Genomic DNA, 23,807 nt, shown 5'->3' with positions numbered 1-23,807 from the left:
TCGTGAAAGCGCCGAAAGAGCAGGCATTCAGAAACATGTCTCCACACATTGTTTTCCGAACTTGATATTGTTCTCAATGGTATCTGCAAACAGATAGACATTCTGGAACACCATACTGATCTGCTCCATCAGGGATTCCAATGTATAGTCCCTGACATCGTTTCCGCCTATTTTTATGCTGCCGCTGTCCACATCCCAGAAACGTGCCACCAGATTGCAGAGGGTGGTTTTTCCGGACCCCGAAGGCCCGATCACCGCTGTGGTGGTCTTATCCGGAAGCTTCACGCTGATGCCATGCAAAATTTCCCTGTTCTCGTAGGAAAAGTGCACATGATCAAATACAATGTCATGGCTTTTCGGAGACAGCGCCCTGCCTCTTTCGTCCATCTGCTCCATGTTTTCTGTTTCCAGAGTGCGATTGATGCTTGCCGATGACAGCCGCAGCATAGAAATACCCATACCGAACAGCCTGATCTGTCCGAATACCAGGAAAGACATCACAATACACATCAATGCCCTGGCAATGGGCATTGTGCCATTGATCCAGCAAAAAACAGATGCAAAAATCATGCAGATGCCCGCCGCCTGCAGGACAAGCTCCTGAAAAATTGTATAGGGCGTCATCAGATTTTCCATGTCCAGATTGCTCTTCCGGTTAAATTCCAGAGCCTCCTGCGCCTTTTTATCTCCCTTGTCGCCCAGGTTAAAGGATTTCACCACACCCATTCCCTGCACGTACTCCAGCACCGCCGCTGTCAGGGCTGTCTGTGACTTCTGTAAATTAGGAGCGATCGCCGCTGATTTCTTTTCCATAGCAGAAACAACCAGGAAATACGCAAAAATTCCTGCTGCCGCGATCAGACCGACCCTCCACTCGAAAAACAACATCATAGCCGTAAAGACAATCGTGCCAATGACACCGCCCATGATATTTACCAGCGTCATAGGAACGAGCGTTTCCACATTTCCGAGCACCGTGGTGCACACTCCCGTCACCTCGCCGAGGCTGTTGTCATTAAAGAATCCCATCGGTACCCCTTTCAGGAGATTGCCGATTTTAATCCGTTCGTTTGCGGCCATAAAATAGCCGGCATGGGTCTGCTGCATTTTGGAAATGCTGGCGGTGATCCCGTTTCCAATAATGCTCACCAGCATAAATCCCAGTGCGATCCACGCTGCTTTTGCTCCGCGCTGCCCCTCCGTCAGTGCTGCGATCACAAAATAAATGGCGCTGACCTCAAACATACGAAAAACCGCGTTTAAAAAGCTGACTGCCACAGATTTATTAATATTTGCCCGCTCTTTACCGGCAAACTTCCATATCTTTCTGAATGTTTCTATCATGCCATCTCACCGTCCTTTGCTCCGATATGCGCCTGCCACATGGATTCATACAGCGGGCAGTTCCTCCTTAACTCCTCATGCGTTCCCTCTGCTTCGATCCGCCCATCCTTTACTACAACGATTTTGTCCGCATCCCTGATGGTAGACAATCTGTGGGCAATAACAATGACGGTCTTCCCCCTTACCAGTTTCCCAATTGCTTTCTGAATAACCGCCTCATTTTCAGGATCTATGTAGGCTGTTGCCTCATCAAGTATGACAACAGGAGCATCCTTCAGCATTGCCCTGGCAATAGCGATGCGCTGGCGCTCTCCGCCGGAAAGGTGCGCGCCTCCGCTGCCCACCCTGGTGTCGTAGCCGTTCTCCAGTCCACGGATAAAGCTGTCGCAGCCTGCGGCTTTTGCGGCGGCTTCTACTTCCCTGTCTGCAGCGGAAGGCCTGCCCATGCGGATATTTTCCCGCACGCTCTCATCAAACAGGTAATTCTCCTGTGAAACAAATGCCACCTTGTCGTAGAGCTGTTTTAATGGGATTTCCTTTTCATCCACACCGCCGATAGACACGCTTCCGCTCTTCACATCCCAAAATCCTGCGATCAGCTTTGCAATGGTGGATTTTCCGGAACCGGAAGGGCCTACCAGCGCCGTCATGCTGCCGGCGGGAATAGACAGGCTGACATCTTTTAAAATCTCCTTGTCCTCGTGATAGCCAAAGGATACATGGGTAAGTGCAATATCCGTATTGGGAATGGAAACTTCCCGGTTTCCATGCTGCTGTTCCTCCGCACCCAGAAGCTCCTCCACCGCCTCTACGGTAGTTCCCACCTGCGCCAATGTATCTACAAAATTCATTGCCGCCATCAGAGGCCCTGCAATACCGAGCGATAAGATCACAGCCGTAATAAAAGTATCTGCCGAAAGACTTCCGTTTTGATAAAACAGCCAGCCGACAGGGAGAACAGTGACCAGTGTGGCAGGGACAACCGCATAGCCCATGGATGTGCCGAACAAACAGCTTTTCATCCAATGATAATAATACGAGGCGTTGGCCATTACCCTGTCGGAAAATTTGGCGTAGGACGATTTTCCCTGATTAAACGCCTTGATCACTTCAATACCCCCGATATATTCCACGATCGTTCCATTCATTTCCATCGTCGTCCTGACAGCACCCTCGTACTTTTTCTGATAGCTTCCCATGACCGACATCATAAACGCAAAACCGATCGGTATCGTCACAAGCGATAAAAGCGCCATACGCCAGTCCAGCACAAACAAATAGATCAGGATCAGAACCGGCCCTGCAATATTGGCGGTCATTTCAGGGAAAAGGTGCGCCAGCGTCGTCTCCATGCCGTCTACCTGATCCACAATAATCTGCTTCATCTTACCGCTTTGCATGTCCATGACCGTTCCCAGCGGAAGCCTGGGCAGCTTTTCCAGAATCTTCTGCCGGATGGTCTTTAAGACGGAGAAGGTTGCTTTATGAGACATGGACAGTGCCAGATTATAAAGCAGCGTACGGGCGGCATATCCGGCCATCCCAATCACAAGCCATGGCAAATACACCCTTATTTCCTTTTCTCCCGCCAGCAGCTTTATGATAATCTGAGCTGCGCAAAAATATGGCAGCATCCCCAGTGCGACACCAAGGAACGCGCTTGCGATTGCCCGCGTCAACCTGCCATGCTCCTCTTTTCCCCAGCTCCAGATACGGAGCAGTGGACTTTGCTTTTGCATACATATTCCTCCTTTTTAAGGTTAGTATTTGCTAACCCTTTGTTTTATATTAAGACTGCCTGCCCGTCCCCGGAAAAGCAGCCTTAATGTTTTACCTTTAAAAAACATCGTTTCATAACTACGTTATGAAATATAACACAGAATCATATATCTGTCAAGATAAATCTGAAACAATTTTCATCCCCTTCCCCATCAATAGAAATGCCCATAAAAAACTCCCACTTTTTGGGTGGGAGTTTCACATTTCATCTTATCATTCTCAAGCTGCTTTTTTAGAAAACCTTCGTATGTTATCCTTCTACTGCCACGATACGTCCCTGCCCGTACGGTTCTGCGTATTCCTCTCCGACCACGCCGCCGAGTCCTTCCGTGATATAGGTGATCAGCACCTGGTTGTCGAGCATGATATCCTCCAGGAGCAGCTCGCACTCCGTAAACATGTTGATGCCGTCACCTGCATTTTTCAGCATATAATTGTGGGACGCCACGGTGTAGGTCTTATCCGGGTCGAGCGGCTCATCTCCTATCATGACGTTCTGCACGCGATAATCGCCAAGCATACCCTGGAACATGCCGTTTTCATCCAGCTTAACGGTGCTTTCCATGTCTGTATGGATTTCATAGGTCAGCCCGGATACCTGCAGGAACCCGCCGTTTTCCTCCGGCGTCACGCGCGCGCCCATTTCCAGCGCATCGAGGATCTGCTGTCCGGTCGCCTCCACCATGCAAAGCTCGTTTCCGAACGGATGCACGCTGATGATGTCGTCGTATGTGATATCGCCCGCCAGGATATCCGTGCGGATCCCGCCGCCGTTTACAAGCGCCACATCCGCTCCCGATACGTAGCGGTATGCGTCCGCGCAGAGATCGCCGAGATTTGTCTCCGCATTGCGCACAAGCCTTATCTTTTCTTCCTTATCCAGTGTGGACGGCTCGTTGATGACAAGCGCCACATCGGTCTTTGCCACCACCTGGTTCAGGGTCTCCTCAAATTCTGCCTGGATGCCTGCGATAAACGCTTCCACCTCCGGGTCGCTGCCCTCATAGTCGTACACAAGCTCGCTGGAAAGCGCGCCGTCCTCAGCGATCGTCAGCTTGCCGATCGCCGACAGCTTTGTGCCGGTGGAGGTCATCAGAACATTGGCTCCATCCTTATTTTTCACCAGGTCGCCCTCAATCGTGCTGTGAGAATGTCCGTCCAGCACCACGTCGATGCCGTTCGTATTGCCGATCAGCTCCGTCGACATCCACGGACTGCATTCCGCCTCAATACCGAGATGCGTGACGGCGATCACGTAATCCGCGCCCTCCGCGCGTGCCGCATCCACCGCGCTCTGCACACAGTCATATAATGCCGCTCCGGTTTCATCCAGCCGGAAGCCGTAGATATATTCGCCGGCATCATTCTGGAAATATACCGGTGTGGAGGAAGTGATCGTTTTCGGTGTGCAGACGCCCACAAACGCGATCTTTACGCCGCCTTCCTCCTCGATCTCATAGGCGTCAAATACCGGCTCTCCTGTCGTAAGATCCGTGAAGTTTGCGGAAATATAATCGTAATCTGCTTCCTCTGCGAGCTTTAAAAACTGCTCCATCCCGTAATCAAACTCATGATTTCCCGGAACCGCAATATCGTAGCCCACCTCGTCCATGATCTGCACAAGATACTCCCCGCTGGAGAGCGTGCCGATCGCTTCTCCCTGGATAGCGTCTCCGGCGTCCACGAGAATTACCTCGCTGCCAGCTTCCTCCAGCTCTTCCTTCAGAGCCGCCACCTTCGCATAGCCGAGCACCTGGTTTTCATCGTCCTGCGCCACCGCGCAGTGTACGTCGTTCGTGTAGAGCACCACAATGTCGCCCTCCGCGCCTGCCGCCATGCCCATGGAAACCGCCATAGCCAGTGTCAGTGTTCCAAGTAACCGTTTCTTCATCCTCACTGCCTCCTTTTTTGTGATTTTTTTGCGCAGCCGTATTGCCTTTCGCGTCTGCGTCTGTACCCTTATCATAAGCTATATGCACAAAAAAGTAAACATTTTTCTATCCGGGACATACAAAAATGCCAGAGTCATTTCTGGCTCTGGCATTTTTTGTACTTATCCATTCTCCGGGACGCTCGATACCACGTGCAGCCCGTCTTTTTCCTTTACCACCTCGAACACAAGCGGATTCTGCTGCGCCCACTCGGCGTCCGCCTGCGCTTTTTCATTCCACAGTCGGTAGCTTCTTACAAATCCCCCGTGGATCATCTCCTCCGCCTCCAGCCGCACCTTCACTGCCTCGTCAAAGGTCTTGTATCTTCCTAAGTAGAACCGGCGTCCCTTAAAGCCGATGTTCACACGGTAGCCGCCGCGACTCGTCTCATTCACGCCGCGAAAGCCGCTGGTATTGTCACTCCGGTATTTGCGCTTCTCCAGCCACTCGATACAGGTACCGTCCACCCGCGTCAGCCGGTCCCGGATACCGTCCTGCACCTCCCTGCGCAGGCAGCCGCAGCTCTTCTGCGTCCCGCTCAGGAGCGCGTCCCGCGTGACCTCCACCTCGTTTCCGCAGTCGCAGCGGCACCGCCAGTAGACAGAGGCTTTTTTGCTCTTCTCCTTTGTCGGCTCCACTGCCACCAGACGCCCGAACCGATGTCCGGCAAGGTCATCCTTCATGTGGTGCATCCACAGTGTCGTGCAGCCGCAGTCCTTTACCTTGCCTGCTTTCAGACTATGGGAAGGCACGATTTTCGTGTTTCCGCAGTCGCAGAGGCAGTTCCAGTACACATGCCCGCGGCGGTTCTCGGCGCGCGATTCCACCTTCAGCATTCCGAACCGCTGCCCTGTGAGATCCTCTGCACTGTTCCTCCCGCGCGCGGATATTTTCGGGATGCAGCCGCAGTCCGTCGTCGTGCCGCGCTGCAGGTACTTTGTATTCGCGAGCGTCTCCCGCCCGCAGTCGCACCGGCACCGCCACACCACGTAGCCACAGAACCTCTCTTTTGTTTTTCCCAGCACTGTCAGATGACCGAAGCGCTGTCCTGTAAGGTCCTTACTCTTCCCCGCCATGTTCCTTCCCGCCGTTTCCTGCCGCCTGCTTCCTGCGCGCAAGGAATGCAGCGGCAACTATAATAACCGCAGCCCCCATCAGCGTGAGCCAGAGCGCCAGATTCGTGCTGTCGCCGGTCTTCGGCGCATTGCTCTTCGGGGCTTCCGTCTGTTTCTCCGTCTGTTTTTCCGTCTCTGTTTCAGTTTCCGTTTCTGTTTCGGTTTCCGTTTCCGTCACGTAAGCGTTCGTGAACACCGCGCAGTCCAGCTTATCCGTCTCCTCATTCCGGTACAGGACGGATGTGGCGCCGATACCGCCCGCTTCCTGATTTGTCACATAGACTGTCAGATGGTACACTGCATCGTCATAGGTGCAATCCGCATCTGCGCCTGCCGTCTGCCGGATAATATAGTTATAAACGCCCACCCGCGAGAAACGGATCACCGGGAAGCTTGCCGAAGCTTCCCCGGAAACCGTCAGCGTGCAGACGCCGTCCGCGCTGCCCTGCGGCATCGGGTTCGACGCATTCTCCGCCTGCAGAACTACTGCAAAGTCCTCCGCCTCCTCCGGCTGTGTCCCGGTGAGTACGATCTGCACCGGCACCTCCGTGATGAGCGCCTCCGCTGCTCCGGCAGCCGCTGCCCCAGACGGCATGCATCCCAGCACGCCGAACACGGCGAAGGTGAGCGCCGCCAGCATTCCATGTCTCCATGTCTTCATCTTTCATATCCTCCTATTCACTGACATGTGGTTCCATCACTGTCAGAATAATGGTCCTTGCATCGGTAAATTCCGAGGAGCAGGTAGAAAGCGCCAGAATCTGGCTTTCTCCGTTTGTCTGCCGCAGCGCTGCGACAGTATCCGCGTCGTAATAGAGCGCTTCCTGTTCCACGAAATCCAGCAGTGGATTTATGTCATCCTGGTGCTGCTGCGGGTCAAAGATCATATCCTCGGACGCCGGCACCAGCAGACAGGCATAGATTTCCAGATCATAGGTCTTATCCGGCAGCAACAGCGTCCCTGTCTTATTTTTCCGGAAAAAAGACTCCTCCTCGAATTTATCGAGATCTCCGAACATGTTCCCGTTCGCCATATGGTGCCCGTAGAGCAGCGAACAGGTGTCACCGAACCCGCGGTCGTTGCGGGAATCCAGGAAAATGCTGCCTGCCAGGGCAAATTTCCCGTATACATCGGTATTGATATAGGTAAGGTTTGTTTTCCCCTGCAAAACGGGGTAATCAATGTTTGTGTTGTCTATCGTGATCCACGCGCAGACGTCCCGATTGACCGCCAGCAGCTCCTCAAAGGAAGCGCCGCCCGCCTCGATCACCACGGGCTTCAGCTTTATCATGTCTGCCTGCACATCCTCCGCCGCCGAATACACGCGGCTGTTGTCCCACAGCGCGTAGACGGAGTAAAGCCCTGCCGTGCAGAGACATAGTGCTGTAACAAAGGAGACCAGGGCGTTCGCCGCCCTTAAAAATGCTCCCGCTAAACGCATACAGTTCCACTCCCTGTATCATGTGTCATCTCATGCGGCTCCCGCCCCGGAAAAAACTCCGGGGCTTTGGAAAACCGCTCATTTCCGTGGGATGTCCCACATCTTATCTGTTACAATTCTTAACGGTTTGCAGAGGTGCGCTTTCTTACAAACAGAACCACTGCGCATACAGCAACCAGGCAGAGGATCATGATGTACGGCATGCTGTCAAGGTTGATACCGGTATCGATAGTTCCATTTGTCAGCGTGTTCGTAAAGGAAACGGTGTCAGCATCACTTGCTGCTATGTCGCCCTGCACCTTGTCATCTGTTTTGTCTGAAGTATAATTCTCAGAATCCTCACTTACGGTATAGGAAACGCCTGCCGGAATGTTATCGAATTTCACAGATTCATTATTGCCCAGATCGATGGTGTAGGTAAGACCATCAGCACTCCATGTGCCGCTCGTTGCATCGGTGCTAATTGCACTCTTGATCTCACGACCTGCCGGGTTCGCAAAAGAAATTGTAAAAGCAAATTTCTTGCTCATCTCAGCCATGTTACCCGCAATGTGCTTGGTAACGGTCAGAGAACCGGAGTCGTAGTTGTTGGTCAGATCATTATCGGTCTTGCTGCCGTTAGCATCTTCATAGTGCAGCGCTGCAACATAATGCTTATTGCTATCCTCATCACGGATGATAGTCAGAACCAGATACAAATTTTCCTCGGAGTAGCTAACACCTGCTGTATTGCCGGAAGCCTCAGACACATTATAGGTATAAGTACCCAACTGGTAATTAGCAACATTAATAGGTACATCTACCTCCTTCACAGTTGTTTCTGAGATCGCCTGATCGAAAGCAATCGTTACAGGAGCAATTGCGGGAATCTCGGCCCCCGCTACTGTTTCACCGTCGCCGTTTGTATAGGATACAGGCACAAAGTTATAAGTGAAGGTTTCTGCAGGAGCCGTACCATGGTTGACCTGGTAGGTCTTTTTAATGGTGGGCTGTATATCCTGTACATCCTGAATTCCCTCCGCAAATACTGCGGTGCCCATGTTCAGCATCATCATTGCTGAAAATACAATTGCTGCAATTTTTTTCATTTTCATGATTTTTTTCCTCCCTGGAATTTTATTAATTTGTTTTTTATGAAAAGCCTTCCGGCAGATCATACATTGTGTTGAGGCCTATAGCCCCCGTCTGCGAAGGATCGTGATAACCTTTCCCTTCACATCCTTCACGGGGATCGCCCCCAGGATACGGCTGTCCTCCGTCTGCGTCCGGTAATCGCCGAGCACAAATACATGCCCTTCCGGCACCGTATAGGGGTACTCCAGTTCCCCCTCCGCATAGGTCGGATAGAGGATCTCGCCGCTCTGCGCGGTTCCGTTGACGAGGAGCGTGCCGCTGTCGTCTAGCGTCACCACATCCGTCTCCCGCGCAGCAATGCGCCCGATACGCTCCTCCCCGTCCGCTTCGTAAACCACCACATCATTCTTGGCGTATTCCCGCTGCAGCCGGTAGGCAAACACCAGGTCGCCGTCCTTCAGCGCCGGGAACATGCCGTTCCCGGACGCCTGTGTTATCAGAAAAACCTGTGTGAGAAGGATCCAGCCTGCTGCAACCAGCAGTACCACCCGGACAAGCAGATCCAGGTAGCCTCTCCGAAGCTGTTCCTGCTGCCGCTGCTTCTTTGCGCGGGCGGTGCGTGAGTCTCTTGCGCGTGAACGCTGCCGCTGTGCATCCTTTTCTTCACGGGCAGCCTGCTCCGGCCCTGATGTCCGGCTTCTCCGTGTGCCTTGTCCGGTTTCCGCCGCGCTGCTTCTCCGTGTGCCCTGCCGAAGTTCTGCCGCGCTGCCCGGTCTCTGCCGGGTACTTCTGTCGCCTTCTCTTCTGTCTGTCGTCATTACATCCTCCGCCGGTCAGACACGGTATTTCCTGCGTCTGCTGACTGCAAACAGGATCGCTCCTGCAAGCACGAGCACAAGGATGATGATGTACGGCATGGAATCCAGCATGACACCGGTATCCGGTACGGCATCCCTATGATTGTTAATCTCAATCTTATCGGCTCCCTCTACGATCGGAAACAGCATTTCAGTCTCATTTGCTGCACCATCATAGAGTGTCTGACCATTGTATACCGCTGTAACCCGGTATCCGAAATCCCCCTGCTCCTGCAGCTTTAATGTCACGCCAACAGGAACATCCGAGATCGTGTATTCACCACCATTTGTTATCCTGAAATTCTTGTCAACTGTTGTATTGCCATCTGTATAGCTGTAGCTGAAAGTAAATTCTTTTGACACATCGCCCATGTTTCCGGTTACGCTCTTTTTAATGGTCAGGTTCACCGTACGGCGCTTCCAGATAGCGTAAAGCGTTGTCGTATCCTTATCAAGAACAATGGTACCTGCTCCCAGTTCATAAGTTGGAGTCACAGCATTTGGATCCTCATCCCAGCCGAGCAGCTCGTAATTTGTCCGTGTGAAATGCGGAGTCTGACCGTCCATGTTATCCCAAGCCGTCACCGCGCTGCTGCGCGCCCAGCTCTCCGTTACGTTCGAACCGGTACCTCCATTCGCATCGTAGATTAGCGTCACAGCATCCGCGGACCACTGCGCCTCAAACTGCATATAGGTACGCGTCACCGGTACGTACCTTCCCGGCTGGTAGATTTCTCCGTTCGGAGCCTTCCAGCCGACAAATTTGAGCGTGCCGTCTGTCGGTACCCCGGTTGGCCACACGTCTGTATAATCTGGCATTTGCACAGAAGCCTCATTAATCTCAAAATCACGTGTATCGACAACCTCCTGTGTCTGGTTGTCGCCGCCGATACCAGGAACATAGCTTACCTTGCCAGTCGAGCCCTCCCATACAGCATAGAGCTTCAGGACGCCGTTTTCATCCACATGCGCCTCACCTACCGCTGAGGTAAAGTCAAAGCTCTCCAGCCTTCCATTTTGATACCAGTACCAGCCTTTAAAGATACTCTGGACAGCCTGCGGAACCAGCTTGTCGTCAATTGTGCCGCCGTCCGCAAAGCCCTGCTCCGCATACGGAGTTGTATCATCCGTATACAGATAGTATTGTGCAAGGTATTGGCTCGGCTCCCACTTTACATAAAGATCCAGATTTCCGGTAATCCGGGAATTTTCATCCGGGACATACTCCGTTCCCGCCATACAATCCGGGTCTGTATACCACCCTGCAAAGCGATACCCTTCTTTTTTCATGTTCGGCTCTGTAATTTTAAGCAGATCCCTGTCGTCGTTATAAATCCAGTCGCCGTAGAGATAGCTTGCGTTTTTGATGCCTAAATCGTCTGTCTGCGTATAAAGCGTTAACGTAAATTCCCTGCGGTCATAGAGAAGGATCTGACATCTTTCCCCGTTACTAATGCTATCAGGAAATACTGAGTCAAACTTATTTTTAAGCGAGCCGCCATTAACAGTAACATTTCTTATTGACATCCGATTGCCATAATTAGTTGACAGCGTTGGTTCCCCGGAAATGGATGTACATCCTTCCAGAGCTTTGTAGCCTACAGTCCCATTATTACTGTAAGTCATAATCATCTGGCAGGCATCTGTATAAATAGTATAGTTTTTATTTTGGTACGTAAAATCAGCCTTCTCACCCGGCAGGGTTGTCCGGGCATAAATACCCCAGAGCTTTCGAACCGTATCCCCCTTGGCGGTCAGCGCTCCGGTTCCCACCAGCACGCCATTTTCTATGCTCAAGCCACTGCTTCCATTCATAAATAAGGATGACTCCAGCGTATACATATTCGTCGTCTGATCATGATCATCCGGACACGTCCATGTATCAAAAGTATTTCCGCCCGAGCTATCGTTTACTACCCATCCAACCTGTGCCCAGACCGGGACAATATTCTGTCCATACTTTGCGGTAAAGGAATAAACAAATCCATCGTACCCATTATTCGTTCTTGTTGATGTATATTTAACCCCATACTTTGCCTGGTTGTCCGCTGTTATATATTGATCGATATTAATCGACCCGTTGCTGTTCAAATCATATGTAAACGTCAGCGTTACCCGCGCGCGGTTATAGTAAACCAGCATTACCGTGGAGCCGTCCGGCATCACCTGACGCTTGTTTGATGCGCTGGAATACTGATAGTAGGTATCGCGCACATCATTAATCGAAGCGTTCCTATTTCCACTGGCGTCATTCGTCGCATAGCCCGTCAGCTCTCCGTCAGCGGTTTCCGCATAGCGCACGCTATGGGTCTGATCGATTCTGGTAATATTACTCTTCTCAATGGAAAGATAGCTTCCCGCCGGAGCATATACCGTGGTGCTTGCTCCTGCCGGAGTATACCCGTCATCGTCCGCATTCTCATACATATAGACAAGCTTCACCGGCACCAGCTGGGCATCCCAGAAAGCGTAAAGCCTGATATCTTCGTTAATTGGCGTATCAAAATCAAATGCCGTGTAATTCTCCGGGTCAGAGGACCAGCCTTTAAAGGTATAGCCAACCCGCGTCGTTGTCGGCTCTGCAGCCTTCTCGCCTTCCACCAGGTTCTGCGTCGGTACTGCCGTGCCTCCGTTTGAGACAAACGACACAGTAACCTTTTTGCCATACCACGCATAAAGGTTCAGCGTGCTCTCTTCTCCCGTCAGTACACTGCTGACAGGCTGACTAAGATCAAAATCTTCCAGCTCTGAGACAGGCGTTTCGCCCTGCATATCCTTGGACCATCCGCAAAAAAGCATTCCTTCCATTTCAAGAAGACCTGCATCTGCGGTGTAGCTGGCCGTCTCTCCCTCAACAACATCAACCGTCTGAAGAACCGTCTGGCCATCCTGGCTGTAGAAATTCACATGGTATTTCCCATCGTCATCCGCAGCATACAGCGCATACAGCACCGGTGAAAATTTATCCGAGGTAAACCCCACCGTACCGGACGGAGCCGCAGCTTCCGTCAGCGCATTTGTGATGTTTCCGTTTTCATCGGCGTGATAGACCCGCGCTTCCTCTGCTTCCTTCACGATATCCATCCCTGAATATCGGATGCTCACCTGCCCGTCCAGCTCATGCATCTCATTTCCATCGGCATCATAGAAGGTGATATCAAAGCCAATGAGCTGGACAACCTCTTTTTCTGCTCCTGACAGAGAATCGTTAATTGTTTTCTCCATCGTCTGCAGCATATCTGCAGTAAGCGACCTTACCGTCACGGTCGTCCCCTCGGGAAGGATCCCTTCCGGCGCGTAGATACTTACAAGAACGCCGTCCACGGTTTCCTCATACGTAAACTCCGGCTTTCCCGCTTCCGTAACCTTCTCCGGCTCGCTTTCCTGCTCAGCGGTTTCCTCTTCTGTGACAGTTTCGCTTCCTGTCTCACTGCCCGCTTCACTGATGGATTCGCTGCTTTCCTCACTGACGGCTTCGCTGTCTGTCCCGCCGGACGTCTCCGTCACCTGTTCCGGCGAAGCATTGTTTTCAGTCAGCTCCGTCCCGGTCTCGCCGACTGTCTCCGTCAGCGTCTCAGACGGGAGCGTTCCATCCTCTGTCCCGCTCTCCTGTGATGCAGGCTCCGTCACAGGCACGCCTGCTGTCTCCTCCTGGAACGCCGCCGGTGTTTCCGACTCATACGAGGCCGTCTGCGGCGTTGTCTCCGCTTCCGTACCGCCCTCCGTGATGGGTTCTGTCAGCACGGTTCCCTCCGCGATCGCGGAAATACCGCCCCCGCACAGCAGGGATACCACCATGACCAGCGCCATCAGGAATGACAATGTTTTTTTCACTTTCCTTTGCATTCCACATTCTCCATTCTTCTTTTTTTCAGACGCACTGTTGAACGACAGCCGATCACCACATAATATCTGTTATGGGGTATTTCCGAAAAGAAATGCCGCTTGAAATGCCTTTATCGCGGCTGTAAAACGAAAAAAGACGCCCTTTAAGGGCAGACATATCCCGACCGGAGAAAAATTTCTCCCCGGTCTGCTTTTTGTGTAATTTTTATGTTGAATTTTTTACACCGGGGTGCTAGAATAAAAATTGTTAAAAGATGGATACATATGTAATGACTGCTTCTTTACCGCATAACAGATATTATGCGGTATTTTTATGTCCCGGCATTCTGCACAAAATATCCGTTTTTCCGTATAGTCATGCAGCGCGTTTTACCGCCTCCCTTCCGAAACAGCTTTTCTCACACGACCAGCCCCAGATATTCGATCTGCTGCTTCTGCTCCTCGCTGCTGACAAGCGTGTAGATGCGCGTGGTGTTGATGCTCGCGTGCCCAAGCAGGTCCGCCAGGTGGGAGATATCCTTCTTCGCCTTATAATATGTGACGGCAAACAGGTGGCGGAGGTTGTGCGGGAATACCTTCTCCCGGCAGATGTTGGCCTCTTCGCAGAGCGCTTTCATGTCGTGGCAGATGTTACTCCGGTCGACCGGCTTTCCGCTTCTGGTCACAAAAATACTGTCCCCCGTGATCCCGCACTCAGTGACGTATCTACGCAGCTTCCGGCAGAGCGCCGCGGGCAGCAACACTGTCCGCTGTTTTCCTTTGGAACAGACCCGTGCGCTCCCGGTCTGCAGTGATTCCACGGTGATGTAGCGCAGCTCGCTCACGCGGATCCCCGTAGCGCACAGCACCTGCATGGTCCAGTAAAGGCGCATCTTCCCTTTTTCCTTTGCAGTCTTCAGCAGACGGAGATATTCCGCCTTCGTCAGATCGCGTTCCCGCTCCCGGAAAGCTTCCTTCTGGATTTTCAGTGCCCTGACCGTACACTCGTGCCAGCCCATTGCTTTCAAAAATACATTGAGCGCCGCCAGCATCGAATTGACGCTCGCCGCGGCATAATGCGCTGTCAGATATTCCTTGTATGCGATCACGGTATGCTTGTCGATCCCGTTTTCCTCTTTTACGTAATCAAAAAACACCCCGACGTCATGCATATATTTCTCCACTGTCGCCTGCGCCTTTTCCTCCTCCAGCAATCTATCCCGAAATTCATTTAACATGCCTGCTTCCAGTACGCGCTTCATATCCTTTTCCTCTCTTTCATCCCAAAGTATTCCCGGCTTTCTGCGCTCCGGTATTCCTCATAGTATGCCCCGGATTCAGAAAGATTTGCAAGACAAAAACACCCGGCCGGACCATTCATCCAGTCGGGTGTTTATCATTGTTTTTTTAATTTATATTACCTGGATCTCACTGTTTCTTCCGCTATCTCCCTCATGCGCTCATAACACGCATCGAAAAAGATTTTGTACGCGCTGCAGAAATAGTTTTCATACGCTTTCTTCTGTGGATCCCAGTCCCGGTTGCGCTGGCAGCCGCCCCGGCAGATGTGATAATATCTGCACGCTCTGCATTCTGCGGACAGCTTCTGCGACCGCTCCAAAAATCCGATCTCCCGGCGGCGTTCATCGAGCGCATCCAGTCTGCAGTCGTTAAAATTTCCCAGGAGATATTCATCCGTCATATAAAAATCGCACGGATACACGCCGCCGTCCGCCTCGACGACGTACTGTATCCCGCAGGTTCCTCTCTGGTCGCACGCCTCCGGAAGGTAGCCTGCCAGAATGCTGATATAATTCTCAAACGTCCGAATATAAGGCTGCCGCTGTTTCTGCAGGTCGGCATACCAAAGCTCAAACAGGCGGGTCAGAAACACTCCGTATTCCTGCGGACGCAGAGCATATTCGTTCCGGCCGTGCGGCTCGCCCAGCGGGTCAAGGCAGGCAATGTACTGCTGGTACCTCCACCCGTGCCTGCGATAATTTTCATAAATCTCTTCGATCCGCCCCGCTACCCGCCGGTTCACTACCGTCAGAATGTTGTAGTCCACGCCGTACTCATCCAACAGCTTTGTGGCCCGCACAACACGTTCGTAGGTGGGTCCGCCGTCCTTTCCGTGACGGTAAGCGTCGTGAATTTCCTGAATACCGTCCAGAGAAACGCCGACCAGAAAGTGATTTTCCTTTAAGAACCGGCACCATTCCTCATCCAGCAAATAACCGTTCGTCTGAAAGGCATTTTGCACCTGGATGCCGTGTTTATTGTATTGTTTCTGGTATTCCACCGCTTTTTTGAAAAAATCAATTCCGCGCAGCGTCGGCTCTCCGCCCTGATAAGCATAGCTGATGCCGCCCTGGGCGCGCAGCATCGTCCTGCGGATAATATTCTTTAACGTCTCTTCCTTCATAAAACCAAAGGACTGCTGCGTCCGCTTTTTCGTCTCATCGCAGTAAAAGCAGTAATCGCACTTCATATTACACATACCGGACGAGGGCTTCATCAAAACACTGATCGGCGGCATAGTAAGTCTCCTTTTCGTAATCCTGCCAGAAATTTCTTAGTTACATAAACTGATAAATATTATACACGCAGATCAGCATGATCACACCCATCAGTCCGATAAACAGGCGGTTTACCACACTGCCGTCTATCTTTTTATTAATCGCTCTGCCCGCCATGCCTCCAAGGATCCCGCCGCCGACCATCAGCACCAGCAAAGCGATACTGAATTCCGGCACGGTCCGCGTCACCAGCGTGTTGATAAGACTGGTAATCTGCGAAAACAAAATAATATACAGGGAATTCTGCGCCGCCGTTTTCGTGTCCATGGAAAAGAAGAAAAACAGCACCACCAGATTGATCGGACCGCCGCCGATTCCCAGGAAGGACGAGCAGATGCCGAGCACCAGCCCGATTGCAACGCAGGGGGCAATACCCGTCACATGATGCGTTTTGATCTTATCTTTTCGGATGGTATAGAGCATTGTCCCAAAGGTAATCAGAAGCAGGCAGATAGCCTGGATCGCGCCCACCCGGTCTTTGTCGGCAAACATCTCCGTGAGATACTGGAACATCATTTTTCCTGCCACGCCGCCGAGCGCCGCGCCGACGGCAAGCGGCGTTCCGGTTTTCATATCCACCAGGGAATCCCCGCTCAGTTTTGCCTTTACAACGGAGTAACAGGACATCGACAGCACGGTGCAGCCCGACAAAAAGCTGATGGTCGAGACGCTCAGCACCCCGAACGCATCCAAAAGCGGCTTGATCAGCACGCCTCCGCCGATCCCGCAGATCGCGCCCACCACAGACGCGCCAAAACTAACGGCAAGAAAAATCACATATAAATAGGTTTCCACTGCTTTTGTCCCCTTCCTGTCTTTCGTAGCTTATGCCGCGGCTCCGCTCCGGTTTTCCGCGCCGCATATTTTCTGTTTATCTTCCGTCACTGCGAACACTGCCGCAGCGTTTTCTGCCCCTGCCAGAGAAATATCAGATACAAAATGCTGATTACCAGCTGAACCACCATCGCGATCACCTGTATCACCATTGCCGCGATATTAATAATCGGAATATACACCAGCAGCGCACAGGCAATCTCCACGATCGTGCACAGCATCACCGCTCTCCAGATTATCCCGCCGCGCTGCTCTACCGTATCGTCGATACCGCGCAGCAATCTTCCGGTTGTGCTGCAGATAAAATAAATTACTGCCGCGTTGATCACCAGCGAAGCCGCACTGCACAGAAATGCAAAAATTCCCTCATTATTTAAAATAACCGTGCTGAACAGCGAAACAGCAAAGTTTGCGATCGTCAGCATAAACGCGGTCTGATAATCGGCGTCCGCTTTGGAGAGCGTATACAGCCCATAGATGGAACAAACCGCTCCGGCAAGTGCCGCGATCGTTCCGATCACGGGAACGAGCATCAAAATCCCAAGAATCTGCCCGATGAATAAAAAATAAAGTCCTTTTCCGGCAATTTGTCGAAATCCCATTGTACTTCCCTTCCTTTTTATATCTCAGATACATCCTGTATAAAGCACTATGGATAGTGTAGCACGAATTGCAAAAATCAACAACTATCCTTTCTGACTTTTTGATTTCATTCCTCCACAAAATCGCACCAATTATGATCCCGACACAGAGCCGCATCTGTTCGTCAAATATTATATAAAAAACGAGGGCGGTCATGTCCTCGTTTTTCCATAGTCGAATCATTAAATTAACCAAACCGGCATATAAAAAACACCGTAAATACGGTGCTTTTCGAGCAGGGGATGAGAGAATCGAACTCCCGCTAAAAGTTTTGGAGACTTCTGTCATACCATTTGACCAATCCCCTGTGTGTTGCTCACCAAATATTTATAACACAAACGCGGGAAATTGTCAATAAATTTTTGACAATTTCCCCACGAATTTTTTGCGCAAATTGCAAAGTTAGAAGCATAAACTTTGCAAAATAAAAGGATCATGTATCTCAATCCCTATTACTAATTGTATGTACTTACATCCAGCTTTTTGTTTCTTTACTCCATGTCTGCTCAAAGGAATTATCACTATGAATTGAATCCACGATGGGCAGCAATAATTCTTTTAGTAGTTGCATAGTTTCCTCAAATTCTACTTTCACCAATGCTTTCTTCTTTTGGATAAAGGCTTTCCATCTTCCCTGCCTTGTCTCATCCCTGGTAAAATCATCATCAAAGGCTGCAATATCATCAAAACCAGTACCTCGATGAGTAAAGGTCTCTACAATCGCATTCTTTAATTCCACACCATTAAGATCATACCTGTCAGCCAAAACATAGATATCATAGAAATCCTTATATCTACCATTTGCAAGGCCCAGAGAAACAAAAGCCTCAAACTTTTCTGCTATGACGGAATAAATCGAATAGGCATATACCTCTGGAAGCTCCATGTCCAGCAGAACCGGGAACTCCATTTTCATTCTTTCGGGATACACCACATCACCAAAACCAATATCTATTGATACTGGAACCCTGGTTCTGTCCAGATATCCCATAATAGATACATTTACACCATGATACTCCTTGAATTCAGTTATGTTGATAACCTCAAGCGTGTTCAGATCAAATCGTAACGCATCATCACACTCTATAGAAAAAATATCATTAAATATTTTCTTCATTTGTTCAGCATCATTTGGAATACGCTGTGCCAAAAGATCAATATCCATTGTTGCACGGGCATACTCTCCATCAAATAGTGCATACAAAAAAATACCGCCCTTTAGTGTAAACCTCTCTGAATATTTTGAAATAGATAATCTATATATTGTTCTCTCCAAACCATATGTGACCAGCTTATCCTGCATGGTCTTTCCATCTTCTATCGCCTGTTTCTTTAATCTGTCCTTTACGGATATAGCGCTTGTCATATTAGCATCTCCAGATACTTTTTCATTACATCCCCACATTTGAGCAGCTCCGCATATCTGATTAGCCTATTCAGATTACGATCCCTCCGATGCAGATAAGTTGTAAGAACTTCTTTCGTTTCTTCAATTCCTATTTTTTCCCTGTAGAAAACGATATCAACAACAGTTTTCTCGATATCATAAATACGAAATCTGTTATTTCCATCCTCTACGGTCTCGATACCAATACCAAATCGGTCATCTGTAAAATAGCATACATTCAATTCCGGCCAATCCGGTAATGTTGATACCTTTGCTTTTCTTGGAATTGCAACATCAATGACATCCGGGCGATAAGTAGACAGATTATAATACACAGCTGCACTTAGCAGACAAACTACTCCGTCTGGTACAAATGCATAGGCATAGTAAAAATCTGATCCCTCACCATCAAAATTTGCATTTTCATAATATTTCTTATTCAGTTTTATCAGGATCCCCTGTTCAACCATCTGATTAATTTTGTAATATGAAAAACCTTTATCTTTCAGTTCTTGAATTGAAAAAATCATTTGGTCATTGGAAATCTGTGTTGTCTTTGTCATCTTACTCACCTCAATTCCAGTATGTCCAAATTCATGATAATTATTTAAATATTTTTCGGCACTATGCTATTTTGCCGAATTTCATCCAAATTATAGTAATCATTTCACGATTTGTCAATGGATTTCCAGTGAGAATTTTTTGTCAACCCGCTCAGGATGAAAACGGCAGTCCTGCGTCCTCGCCGCTCAATATATAGAACACGGCTTCCCGCACGGTTTTGAACCCGACGATCTTCAATCCGGGGATCCTGCCGACGGTTTTGACAGACACCTCCGGCATCAGCACGGTAGTGAAGCCGAGCTTTCTTGCTTCGTCAGCCCGCTGCTTTGCCATGTTGACGGCGCGGATTTCTCCGCTTAAGCCCACCTCGCCGAAAGCAATGAGCTTTTCGTCCACGGCGATGTCCTTATAGCTGGATACCAGCGCCAGGATAAGTCCAAGATCGATCGCAGGCTCCGTCATCTTGATGCCGCCGGCAATGTTGACATAGACATCACAGGCGGACAGATGGATGCCCGCGCGCTTTTCCAACACGGCAAGCAGCAGATTGACACGGTTAAAATCTGTCCCTGCCGTGGTGCGGCGCGGCATCGGCAGATTGCTCTGGCAGACAAGCGCCTGGATCTCCACCAAGACCGGACGCGTGCCTTCCATGGAGCACGCCACCACAGAGCCGGAGGCGTTCTCCAGCTTGCCGCTCAGCATATATTCCGACGGATTTTCCACCTCGACAAGCCCGGTGTCGCGCATCTCAAAGACGCCGATCTCGTTTGTCGAGCCAAAACGGTTTTTCACACCGCGCAGGATACGATAAGCGGCGTGACGGTCTCCCTCAAAATAGAGCACGGTGTCAACCATGTGCTCCAGCACGCGCGGTCCCGCCACGACGCCCTCCTTTGTGACATGACCGACCAGAAATACAGTGATGCCCATGCCCTTTGCGATCTGCATGAACACGCCGGTCGCCTGACGCACCTGGGAGACGCTTCCCGGCGCCGACGCCACCTCCTCGCTGTACATGGTCTGGATGGAATCAATCACCACAAACTCCGGCTTCTGCCGCTGCAATACCTCGCAGATCGTGTCCAGATTTGTCTCACAGAGTACCATCAGTTCTTCCGCAAAGCGCCCGACGCGCTGCGCACGCAGCTTTAACTGCCGCGCAGATTCCTCTCCGGAGATATACAGCACCTTATGCCCCCGGTTGACAAGATCGCGGCATACCTGCAGAAGCAGGGTCGATTTTCCGATACCGGGATCACCGCCCACTAAGATCAGCGAGCCTGACACAATGCCGCCGCCGAGCACGCGGTCCAGCTCCGCCATGCCCGACGAGGTACGCTCGCTCTCGTCCGCGCTGATCTCCGAAAGACGCACCGGTTCGGATACTGGTACAGACGGCCGGGTGTTCTTTCCCGCAGCGCTCTTTTTCGGCGCAGCCGGTTCTTCCACAAAGGTGTTCCACTCGTGGCAGCCCGGACACTGTCCCTGCCACTTTGCTGACTCATAGCCGCAGTTCTGACAGAAAAATACAGTTCCCTTCGTTTTTGCCATCTTCCTACTTCGCAATCTTAACGGAAACGCTCTTTCCAGCCTCCAGCTCAACGCTCAGAGAAAGCTTTCCGCCCAAATTTGTTTTCATCGTTCCGGTGCTCTCGCCGTCAATCTCGATCTCGTAAACAGTTTCGGCTTCCATCTCCACGGTGATCTGCGCATCCTGCGCGCCCTCTACCGCAAACTCCATACCGTCCCCGGTCTCCTTCAGATGATGCACCGCCGTCCCCGGAACAGATTCGTAAACGAACATCTCGTTTTTCTCCAGCTTGGTAATCTCGCGGAACGATTTTACCTTGTAAATATCCCCGGCGTTCTCAAAATCAGACACCTTGGATTTCTTATCCAGAAGGTAATTTCCAAAGCTGATGGTTCCATCGGTTTCTTTGCGGATCAAAGATTCTACTACTGACATTTCACTGTCCTCCCATTTTTATCTTACTGTTTTTCAAATTTAATCTTACCGTTCGTCATTTTCACAGCAACCGTATCGCCCTGCGAAACGCGCCCGGATAAAATTTCTTCCGCCAGAGCGTCCTCCACCTGCGACTGGATCGCACGTTTTAACGGACGCGCGCCGAATTTCGGATCAAAGCCCTTTTCGGCAATATATTTCTTCACAGACGGACGAACGTTTAAAGTGATGTCCATCTGTTTTTTACACCGCTCCTCAAAATCTCCTAAGAGAAGTCCGACAATGCGGTCAATCTCCTCTTTATTTAAAGACCGGAACACGATGATCTCATCAATACGATTGAGAAATTCCGGCTTAAACAGCCGCTTTACTTCCTCCATCACACTGCTCTTCATGCGCTGGTAATTCTGCTTTTCGTCGTTCACCGCCGTGAAGCCAAGCTTCTTCGGCTCGACGATCGCCTGCGCCCCGGCATTCGACGTCATAATGATAATGGTGTTCTTAAAATCCACCTTTCTGCCCTGGGCATCGGTGATGTGCCCGTCATCCAACACCTGCAGAAGAATGTTGAACACATCGGGGTGCGCTTTCTCCACCTCATCCAGTAGGATAACCGAGTACGGATTGCGGCGCACCTTCTCGCTGAGCTGGCCGCCCTCCTCATAACCGACGTATCCGGGCGGCGAGCCGACCAGACGGGACACGCTGTGCTTCTCCATATATTCCGACATATCGACGCGGATCATCGACTGCTCGCTGCCAAACACCACCTCGGCGAGTACCTTGGACAGCTCCGTCTTGCCGACGCCGGTCGGACCAAGGAACAGGAAGGAACCGATCGGGCGCGCCGGGTCCTTCAGACCAACTCTTCCGCGCTTGACCGCCTTCGCCACCGCCGTGACCGCCTCATCCTGTCCGATCACACGCTTATGCAGCGTCTGCTCCAGCTTCATCAGCCGCTTCGTCTCCTTCTCCGCCAGCCGCTGTACCGGAATCTTCGTCCACATGGATACGATCTCCGCGATATCCGCCTCGCCGATCTCCTGGCGGCGGACGCCGCCCTTCTGTGCCAGACGCTTCTGCGTGGCTGCCAGTTTTTTGAGCGTCGCCTCCTGCGTGCGGTTCAGCGCCTGCGCCTCCTCCCAGTTTCCAAGGATGATCGCCTGCTCTTTCTTCTCGGAAAGCTCATCCACCGCCGCCTGCAGCTTCTCTATGCCATCCGGCACGGAAGCGCCGCTGATCTGCTTTCCGGACGCTGCTTCATCGATGAGGTCGATTGCCTTATCCGGCAGGTAGCGGTCGCTGATATAGCGCGCGGAATATTTCACTGCCGCATCGATCGCCTCGTCCGTGATCTTTACCTTATGGTGCGCCTCGTAGTTCGGACGCAGTCCTTTCAAAATAGCGATCGCATCCTCCTCATTCGGCTCCTCCACGGAAACGGACTGGAATCTGCGCTCCAGCGCCGGGTCTTTTTCAATATATTTGCGGTACTCCGTAATAGTCGTCGCACCAATCAGCTGCATCTCGCCGCGCGAGAGCGCCGGTTTTAAGATATTGGAAGCATCCATCGCTCCCTCAGCGCCGCCTGCCCCGATGATGGTATGCAGTTCGTCGATAAACAAAAGTACATCGCTGCGGGCGCTTACCTCCTGGATCACCTTCTTGATACGTTCCTCAAACTCGCCGCGGTATTTGGAACCGGCGACCATCGCCGCCATATCCAGCGTATAGATCTGTTTGCCACGGATGACATCCGGGACAGTACCCGCTACGATCCGCTGCGCAAGCCCCTCGACGATCGCCGTCTTGCCGACACCCGGTTCCCCGATCAGACAGGGGTTGTTTTTCGTCCGCCGGCCGAGGATCTGGATAATACGCCGGATCTCCTGCTCTCTTCCGATAACCGGATCGAGCTTTCCGTCCATCGCCTGCTGCGTGAGGTTTCTGCTGAAGCGCTCCAGCATATCGCCGGCGCCAGCCTGCCCTCTCTCCTGTACCTGCTGAACATACTCGCGGTACCGTGACTCCTCCAGCCCAAGACACTCCAGCACGTCCATAAATACCTTCTGCACCTGTACGCCCATGGTATGGAGAAGGCGCATCGCCACGCAGTCGGTGTCTTTTAAAAGAGCGAGCAGCAGATGCTCAGTGCCGATCTCCTTCTGACGGAAAAACCATGCTTCTGTCTCCGCCTGCTCAAGGATCGCCTCCGCGCGCGGGGAATACATGATCATCTCCGGCTCTGCAAGCGTGCCCTCCGGCACGATCAGATCCCTGACAAGCTCCAGCACCTTTTCTTCCTCCACTTTGTGCTGCAGAAGAATCGCAGACGCCATGCCGCCCTTCTCCCTGAGAAGACCTAAAAGCAAATGCTCTGAACCAATATAGCTCTGTCCGCATTTCTTCGCCGTCTGCTGTGCAAGCTTCAGCGCATGTGCTGCCTGTTCTGTATATTGCATATA

At 51.3% G+C, this 23,807-nt stretch carries 18 protein-coding genes and 1 tRNA gene; all 19 read right to left on the bottom strand.

Going from position 1 to position 23,807, the window contains the following annotated elements; translation table 11 throughout:
* Positions 1-27: 27 nt before the first annotated feature.
* A complete protein-coding gene (locus ACLU9Q_RS18640; protein WP_412625825.1) occupies positions 28-1,344 on the bottom strand; it encodes an ABC transporter ATP-binding protein in 1,317 nt (438 codons plus the stop codon).
* Positions 1,341-3,083 (bottom strand): ABC transporter ATP-binding protein, encoded by a 1,743-nt coding sequence (locus tag ACLU9Q_RS18635; RefSeq protein ID WP_412625824.1) that lies wholly within the window; start codon positions 3,081-3,083, stop codon positions 1,341-1,343. Before ACLU9Q_RS18635 ends, ACLU9Q_RS18640 begins: the two co-directional genes overlap by 4 nt.
* A gap of 290 nt (positions 3,084-3,373) precedes the next feature.
* The gene (locus tag ACLU9Q_RS18630) at positions 3,374-5,014 is read right to left on the bottom strand and encodes a bifunctional metallophosphatase/5'-nucleotidase (protein ID WP_412625822.1); all 1,641 of its coding nucleotides are present in this window, start codon (positions 5,012-5,014) and stop codon (positions 3,374-3,376) included.
* A gap of 162 nt (positions 5,015-5,176) precedes the next feature.
* Entirely contained in the window at positions 5,177-6,130 is a 954-nt protein-coding gene (locus ACLU9Q_RS18625) for a transcriptional regulator (protein WP_302592266.1), read from the bottom strand.
* Entirely contained in the window at positions 6,114-6,830 is a 717-nt protein-coding gene (locus tag ACLU9Q_RS18620; protein WP_302592267.1) for a Spy0128 family protein, read from the bottom strand. The genes ACLU9Q_RS18625 and ACLU9Q_RS18620 overlap by 17 nt, the downstream gene beginning before the upstream one ends.
* Before the next feature lie 13 nt (positions 6,831-6,843).
* On the bottom strand, positions 6,844-7,611 hold the full coding sequence (gene srtB, locus ACLU9Q_RS18615) for a class B sortase (protein ID WP_302592268.1): 768 nt from the start codon (positions 7,609-7,611) through the stop codon (positions 6,844-6,846).
* A gap of 119 nt (positions 7,612-7,730) precedes the next feature.
* Positions 7,731-8,705: a DUF5979 domain-containing protein gene (locus tag ACLU9Q_RS18610; RefSeq protein WP_302592269.1), complete on the bottom strand. Its 975-nt coding sequence runs from the start codon at positions 8,703-8,705 to the stop codon at positions 7,731-7,733.
* Between the two features lie 78 nt (positions 8,706-8,783).
* Positions 8,784-9,503: a signal peptidase I gene (lepB, locus tag ACLU9Q_RS18605; protein WP_302592270.1), complete on the bottom strand. Its 720-nt coding sequence runs from the start codon at positions 9,501-9,503 to the stop codon at positions 8,784-8,786.
* 15 nt (positions 9,504-9,518) lie between these two features.
* Positions 9,519-13,388 carry an InlB B-repeat-containing protein gene (locus ACLU9Q_RS18600; RefSeq protein WP_412625821.1) on the bottom strand — a complete coding sequence of 1,290 codons (3,870 nt, stop codon included), beginning with the start codon at positions 13,386-13,388 and terminating at the stop codon, positions 9,519-9,521.
* A 398-nt stretch (positions 13,389-13,786) separates the two neighbouring features.
* Entirely contained in the window at positions 13,787-14,629 is an 843-nt protein-coding gene (locus ACLU9Q_RS18595) for a tyrosine-type recombinase/integrase (RefSeq protein ID WP_296837562.1), read from the bottom strand.
* A 155-nt stretch (positions 14,630-14,784) separates the two neighbouring features.
* On the bottom strand, positions 14,785-15,906 hold the full coding sequence (locus ACLU9Q_RS18590; protein WP_296837517.1) for an anaerobic sulfatase maturase: 1,122 nt from the start codon (positions 15,904-15,906) through the stop codon (positions 14,785-14,787).
* Between the two features lie 40 nt (positions 15,907-15,946).
* Complete coding sequence (locus tag ACLU9Q_RS18585; protein WP_296837514.1) at positions 15,947-16,741, bottom strand: sulfite exporter TauE/SafE family protein; 795 nt, start codon at positions 16,739-16,741, stop codon at positions 15,947-15,949.
* Between the two features lie 86 nt (positions 16,742-16,827).
* Positions 16,828-17,382 carry a hypothetical protein gene (locus tag ACLU9Q_RS18580; protein ID WP_296837511.1) on the bottom strand — a complete coding sequence of 185 codons (555 nt, stop codon included), beginning with the start codon at positions 17,380-17,382 and terminating at the stop codon, positions 16,828-16,830.
* 276 nt (positions 17,383-17,658) lie between these two features.
* Positions 17,659-17,729, bottom strand: a tRNA-Trp gene (locus ACLU9Q_RS18575).
* A gap of 162 nt (positions 17,730-17,891) precedes the next feature.
* Positions 17,892-18,827, bottom strand: a complete 936-nt coding sequence (locus ACLU9Q_RS18570; RefSeq protein WP_296837508.1) for a nucleotidyl transferase AbiEii/AbiGii toxin family protein — start codon at positions 18,825-18,827, stop codon at positions 17,892-17,894.
* On the bottom strand, positions 18,785-19,372 hold the full coding sequence (locus ACLU9Q_RS18565; RefSeq protein WP_296837505.1) for a type IV toxin-antitoxin system AbiEi family antitoxin domain-containing protein: 588 nt from the start codon (positions 19,370-19,372) through the stop codon (positions 18,785-18,787). The genes ACLU9Q_RS18570 and ACLU9Q_RS18565 overlap by 43 nt, the downstream gene beginning before the upstream one ends.
* Before the next feature lie 151 nt (positions 19,373-19,523).
* Positions 19,524-20,927 (bottom strand): DNA repair protein RadA, encoded by a 1,404-nt coding sequence (gene radA / locus ACLU9Q_RS18560; RefSeq protein WP_296837502.1) that lies wholly within the window; start codon positions 20,925-20,927, stop codon positions 19,524-19,526.
* Between the two features lie 4 nt (positions 20,928-20,931).
* Positions 20,932-21,342: an endosialidase gene (locus tag ACLU9Q_RS18555; protein WP_296837500.1), complete on the bottom strand. Its 411-nt coding sequence runs from the start codon at positions 21,340-21,342 to the stop codon at positions 20,932-20,934.
* A 23-nt stretch (positions 21,343-21,365) separates the two neighbouring features.
* Positions 21,366-23,804 carry an ATP-dependent Clp protease ATP-binding subunit gene (locus ACLU9Q_RS18550; protein ID WP_302592274.1) on the bottom strand — a complete coding sequence of 813 codons (2,439 nt, stop codon included), beginning with the start codon at positions 23,802-23,804 and terminating at the stop codon, positions 21,366-21,368.
* Positions 23,805-23,807 lie beyond the last annotated feature (3 nt).

The sequence above is a fragment of the Marvinbryantia sp. genome, assembly GCF_047017445.1.
Lineage (GTDB): Bacteria > Bacillota > Clostridia > Lachnospirales > Lachnospiraceae > Marvinbryantia.
The sequence above is the reverse complement of the archived record's forward strand: the minus strand, read 5'-3'. Positions and strand labels throughout refer to the sequence as shown.

Excerpts from the sequence above, each read along its gene's own strand:
- ACLU9Q_RS18640 (WP_412625825.1), bottom strand. The coding sequence starts at position 1,344 with ATGATAGAAACATTCAGAAAGATATGGAAGTTTGCCGGTAAAGAGCGG.
- ACLU9Q_RS18635 (WP_412625824.1), bottom strand. The coding sequence starts at position 3,083 with ATGCAAAAGCAAAGTCCACTGCTCCGTATCTGGAGCTGGGGAAAAGAG.
- ACLU9Q_RS18630 (WP_412625822.1), bottom strand. The coding sequence starts at position 5,014 with ATGAAGAAACGGTTACTTGGAACACTGACACTGGCTATGGCGGTTTCC.
- ACLU9Q_RS18625 (WP_302592266.1), bottom strand. The coding sequence starts at position 6,130 with ATGGCGGGGAAGAGTAAGGACCTTACAGGACAGCGCTTCGGTCATCTG.
- ACLU9Q_RS18620 (WP_302592267.1), bottom strand. The coding sequence starts at position 6,830 with ATGAAGACATGGAGACATGGAATGCTGGCGGCGCTCACCTTCGCCGTG.
- srtB (WP_302592268.1), bottom strand. The coding sequence starts at position 7,611 with ATGCGTTTAGCGGGAGCATTTTTAAGGGCGGCGAACGCCCTGGTCTCC.
- ACLU9Q_RS18610 (WP_302592269.1), bottom strand. The coding sequence starts at position 8,705 with ATGAAAATGAAAAAAATTGCAGCAATTGTATTTTCAGCAATGATGATG.
- lepB (WP_302592270.1), bottom strand. The coding sequence starts at position 9,503 with ATGACGACAGACAGAAGAGAAGGCGACAGAAGTACCCGGCAGAGACCG.
- ACLU9Q_RS18600 (WP_412625821.1), bottom strand. The coding sequence starts at position 13,388 with ATGCAAAGGAAAGTGAAAAAAACATTGTCATTCCTGATGGCGCTGGTC.
- ACLU9Q_RS18595 (WP_296837562.1), bottom strand. The coding sequence starts at position 14,629 with ATGAAGCGCGTACTGGAAGCAGGCATGTTAAATGAATTTCGGGATAGA.
- ACLU9Q_RS18590 (WP_296837517.1), bottom strand. The coding sequence starts at position 15,906 with ATGCCGCCGATCAGTGTTTTGATGAAGCCCTCGTCCGGTATGTGTAAT.
- ACLU9Q_RS18580 (WP_296837511.1), bottom strand. The coding sequence starts at position 17,382 with ATGGGATTTCGACAAATTGCCGGAAAAGGACTTTATTTTTTATTCATC.
- ACLU9Q_RS18570 (WP_296837508.1), bottom strand. The coding sequence starts at position 18,827 with ATGTGGGGATGTAATGAAAAAGTATCTGGAGATGCTAATATGACAAGC.
- ACLU9Q_RS18565 (WP_296837505.1), bottom strand. The coding sequence starts at position 19,372 with ATGACAAAGACAACACAGATTTCCAATGACCAAATGATTTTTTCAATT.
- radA (WP_296837502.1), bottom strand. The coding sequence starts at position 20,927 with ATGGCAAAAACGAAGGGAACTGTATTTTTCTGTCAGAACTGCGGCTAT.
- ACLU9Q_RS18555 (WP_296837500.1), bottom strand. The coding sequence starts at position 21,342 with ATGTCAGTAGTAGAATCTTTGATCCGCAAAGAAACCGATGGAACCATC.
- ACLU9Q_RS18550 (WP_302592274.1), bottom strand. The coding sequence starts at position 23,804 with ATGCAATATACAGAACAGGCAGCACATGCGCTGAAGCTTGCACAGCAG.